Below are 3,134 nucleotides of genomic sequence, written 5' to 3'. Positions count from 1 at the left end.
AATATTAACAACTTAAAAATTAATATTAACTAAATGCACTACGGGTCATCAATTCTATTTTTAAATATTATAAAAGGTATTACTTAATGTTTATAAATTGTAATTTAAAAAAAAATATTTGTTAATATTTTACAAAATTATATTGTGTACAATATAATTTTGTAACTTTGTTATGTATTTAATATTGATCAACTATGAAAGATACGCTAGAACTAGATAATCAATTTTGTTTTCCCATATATGCGCTTTCAAAAAAGATAATCAACATGTACCGTTTGTATTTAGATCCACTTGATATTACCTATCCACAGTATTTAGTGCTTATGGTTTTATGGAAAGAAGAACAGCAAACAGTAGGGCAATTAGGTGAAAAACTTTTCTTAGACAGCGGTACACTAACACCCTTACTAAAAAGAATGGAGCAAAAAGAAATGATTGTTAGAAGTAGAAATATTGAAGATGAGCGAATTGTAGTAATTTCTTTGACCAAAAAAGGAAGTGCTTTGAAAGAGAAAGCTAAAGATATTCCTGAAAAATTGTTAGAATCAATGGCGATATCTGTAGATGAGCTTAAACAATTAAAAAAAATAGCAAATAAAATTTTAAACAAACAACAATGAAAAAATTATATGAAACTCAAGCCACAGCTTCGGGAGGTAGAAGTGGACAAGTAAAAAGTGAAAACGGTGTTTTAGATATGCAAGTACGTACTCCAAAAGCATTAGGAGGTGCAAATGATGACTTTTTAAACCCTGAAATGCTATTTGCAGCAGGATATTCTGCCTGTTTTGATAGCGCTTTGAATTTGGTGATCAAACAGCAAAAAATAAAAACAGGAGAAACGAGCGTTACAGCAAAAGTAGCTATCGGACAATTAGAAAGCGGAGGTTATGGTCTTGCAGCTGAGATACATGCTAATATACCAGGTGTTTCAATGGAAGAAGCTCAAAAGCTTATTGAAACAGCACATAAAGTATGTCCTTATTCTAATGCAACTCGTGGAAATATTGAAGTTAAATTAAATGTTTCTGTAAGTTAATACAATAGATATGGAAATTATAGCAAGTACTTTAACCGTAGTTGTTGCAATTGAACATTGTTACATTCTTTGGATGGAAATGTTTGCTTGGGAAACAGCAGGTAAAAAAACATTTAAATCTTTACCAAAAGATTTGTTTACTCCTACGAAAGGACTAGCTGCTAATCAAGGATTATATAACGGTTTTTTGATTGCAGGACTTATTTGGTCTTTTCTTATAGAAAATCAAGAATGGAGTTGCAATATTCGTCTATTCTTTTTAGGATGTATTACTGTTGCAGGTATTTTTGGAGGTATAACCTCTGGTAAAAAAATATTTTTTTTACAAGGTATTCCTGCTTTAATTGCTATGTTGTTTGTGTTTTTAACGAAATAATTAAAAAAATGTCATTAATAGAAGATTTAAATTGGAGACATGCAGTAAAAGCATACAATCCATCGCAAAAAGTTAGTCAAGATAAAATTGATAAAATTGTAGAAGCTGCTAGACTAGCACCTACTTCATCTGGATTACAACCTTTTAAAGTATTAGTTGTAGAGAACCAAGATTTAAAAAATCAATTGGTAAAAGGAGCTCTTAATCCTGAATGTATGAGAGATTGTTCACATGTAATTATTTTTGCTGCTTGGGACAACTATACAGCAGAAAGAATTGATAAAGTATATGATTTTACTACAGATGAAAGAGGATTGCCAAGAGGTCGTTTCGGAAGTTATACAGATAAAATAAAAGGTATTTACTTGAATACATCAGCAGAGGAAAATTTTGCACATACTGCTCGTCAAACTTATATTGCATTAGGGCTTGCATTAGCACAAGCTGCTGAGTTAAAAGTTGATACTACTCCTGTAGAAGGTTTTGATAACGCTATTGTAGATAAAGTTTTAAAATTAGACGAGTTAGGTCTTAAAAGTGTATCTTTAATGTATGTTGGTGTTGCCGATCCTGAATTAGACTGGATTGGATCTATGAAAAAAGTTAGACTACCAAACGAAGAATTTATTGTTGAATTTAAATAATTAAAATTATGAAAATATTATTTGTTGTTACTTCTCATGATGAATTGGGAAATACAGGATATAAAACAGGATTTTGGGTAGAAGAATTTGCTGCTCCTTACTACAAATTTGTAGATGCTGGACACGAAGTTACTATTGCTACACCTAAAGGAGGACAAGCTCCTATAGATCCTAATAGCGAAACAGAAGCTGCACAAACAGAAGCTACAGAGCGTTACAATAAAGACGAAAATGTTCAAGCTTTAATTGCAAATACACATGTATTAGCTAATGAAAAAGCTGAGGATTACGATGCTATTTTCTATCCAGGAGGTCATGGACCACTATGGGATTTAGCAAATGATGCGCATTCTCAACAATTGATTTTAGATTTCTATAATGCTGGTAAACCAGTTGGTGCTGTTTGTCATGCTCCAGGAGTTTTCAAGAATATTACTTTAAGTAATGGAGAACCTTTTGTAAAAGGAAAAAATGTAACTGGTTTTTCTAATTCTGAAGAAGATGCTGTACAATTAACAGATGTTGTTCCATTCTTAGTTCAGGCTGAATTAGAAAAATTAGGAGGTCATTACTCTAAAACTGAAGACTGGGGAGTGCATGTCGTAGTAGATGGTTTATTAATTACAGGTCAAAATCCTGCATCTTCGGAAAAAGTTGCTGAGAAAATGATTGCTTACTTACAAAGTAATTTATAAAAATTGTTTATTTAATATAAATATTGATTCGTATTTGCGTTAGGGATTGTAGAGGAAATCCTTTTCTGATTAGAAAAGATTGCAACGGAAATCCCGACCAAAGGGAATGCCCAAATTTTATATTTTATATTTTATATAAAAGAATTCAATCAACTGTTAAAGTGATGATGATGATGAATTGATTGAATTTCAAGAGCCTATTTTAATACTTATCAAATAATTTATTTCAAATTATTTGATACTTAATTTTAAGTAGGCTCTTATTTATAGCAATAAACTGTAAAAATCACTGCCGTTTCAAATAAAAATCTATTTATTTTCCTTCATTAATTCCTTATTTTGTTAAACAAAATACTTCTATTACCCGTTGTGCATTTTGA

Annotated in this window: 5 protein-coding genes; all 5 read left to right on the top strand. The window is 30.8% G+C overall.

What is annotated here, in order from left to right:
* Positions 1-194 precede the first annotated feature (194 nt).
* Genes B4G36_RS03625 through B4G36_RS03605 form a run of 5 tightly spaced genes read left to right on the top strand, consistent with a single transcriptional unit; the run spans position 195 to position 2,754 of the window.
* The gene (locus tag B4G36_RS03625) at positions 195-620 is read left to right on the top strand and encodes a MarR family winged helix-turn-helix transcriptional regulator (RefSeq protein WP_291062072.1); all 426 of its coding nucleotides are present in this window, start codon (positions 195-197) and stop codon (positions 618-620) included.
* Positions 617-1,039 carry an organic hydroperoxide resistance protein gene (locus B4G36_RS03620; RefSeq protein WP_291062070.1) on the top strand — a complete coding sequence of 141 codons (423 nt, stop codon included), beginning with the start codon at positions 617-619 and terminating at the stop codon, positions 1,037-1,039. The genes B4G36_RS03625 and B4G36_RS03620 overlap by 4 nt, the downstream gene beginning before the upstream one ends.
* 10 nt (positions 1,040-1,049) lie before the next feature.
* A complete protein-coding gene (locus B4G36_RS03615) occupies positions 1,050-1,415 on the top strand; it encodes a DUF1304 domain-containing protein (RefSeq protein ID WP_291062068.1) in 366 nt (121 codons plus the stop codon).
* Between the two features lie 8 nt (positions 1,416-1,423).
* Positions 1,424-2,059 (top strand): nitroreductase family protein, encoded by a 636-nt coding sequence (locus tag B4G36_RS03610; protein WP_280049965.1) that lies wholly within the window; start codon positions 1,424-1,426, stop codon positions 2,057-2,059.
* Between the two features lie 8 nt (positions 2,060-2,067).
* Positions 2,068-2,754 (top strand): type 1 glutamine amidotransferase domain-containing protein, encoded by a 687-nt coding sequence (locus B4G36_RS03605; RefSeq protein WP_291062066.1) that lies wholly within the window; start codon positions 2,068-2,070, stop codon positions 2,752-2,754.
* Positions 2,755-3,134 lie beyond the last annotated feature (380 nt).

Source organism: Empedobacter sp. UBA3239, from assembly GCF_002362875.1.
GTDB lineage: Bacteria > Bacteroidota > Bacteroidia > Flavobacteriales > Weeksellaceae > Empedobacter > Empedobacter falsenii_B.
The sequence above is the reverse complement of the archived record's forward strand: the minus strand, read 5'-3'. Positions and strand labels throughout refer to the sequence as shown.

Bases quoted from the DNA above. Each gene is read 5' to 3' on its own strand.
- B4G36_RS03625 (WP_291062072.1), top strand. From the start codon at position 195: ATGAAAGATACGCTAGAACTAGATAATCAATTTTGTTTTCCCATATAT.
- B4G36_RS03610 (WP_280049965.1), top strand. From the start codon at position 1,424: ATGTCATTAATAGAAGATTTAAATTGGAGACATGCAGTAAAAGCATAC.
- B4G36_RS03615 (WP_291062068.1), top strand. From the start codon at position 1,050: ATGGAAATTATAGCAAGTACTTTAACCGTAGTTGTTGCAATTGAACAT.
- B4G36_RS03620 (WP_291062070.1), top strand. From the start codon at position 617: ATGAAAAAATTATATGAAACTCAAGCCACAGCTTCGGGAGGTAGAAGT.
- B4G36_RS03605 (WP_291062066.1), top strand. From the start codon at position 2,068: ATGAAAATATTATTTGTTGTTACTTCTCATGATGAATTGGGAAATACA.